The sequence below is a fragment of the Leptospira haakeii genome (assembly GCF_002812045.1).
GTDB lineage: Bacteria > Spirochaetota > Leptospiria > Leptospirales > Leptospiraceae > Leptospira_B > Leptospira_B haakeii.
Map to the genome: position 1 here is coordinate 1 of NZ_NPEG01000037.1, position 594 is coordinate 594.

Annotated in this window: 1 pseudogene; it reads right to left on the reverse strand. The window is 44.6% G+C overall.

Going from position 1 to position 594, the window contains the following annotated elements:
- A pseudogene (locus CH377_RS19765) lies at nt 1–594 on the reverse strand (LIC12048 family lipoprotein); the annotation flags it as partial.

Consider the following 594-nt stretch of genomic DNA (forward strand, 5'->3'; position numbering starts at 1 on the left):
TGAAGCGCACCAGGATTCAGCATATCCAAAGAGTAACCTCGGATATTTTGCTGGGTAGAATCGGTAGCCCACCAAACCACAAATCCGGTTGCATCCTTGACTGCAATTTTAGGTCCTGTTTGGTTTCCGAAATTGGTAGTGCTCACGAAGAATTCTCCCGAACCCTTTGCTACTAAATTCGCTCCCATCGCGACTGCCCTTCCTCGGATGGTTCTTTTAGAAGATTCTTCATGTTCCCAAAGAGCTACGATATTTCCTGATACGAGATACAATCCTCCGGGTTTTCTGCTCTTTGCACTCTTAGAGGTATCCAATTGTAGTGCGGTTGTGTATTCCAAGGCTCCGTCTGAAAGGTCCACTGCTCTGAGGTAGATACCTGTATTCTTAGTAGAACTATAGGAAATCAAACCATAACCCCCAGTTGCGACAACACTGTAGGATCCAACGTTCGCACTTATAGTTTGTACGTTCGGTGCCAAAGCAGTATTCGCAATCATATCGTATGCTCTAGCAAACAAGTAGGCATCACTTCTCTTCCAAGTAACAAATGCCTTACCTGAAGATGCACTTACATTAATAGAGCCAACATACCCA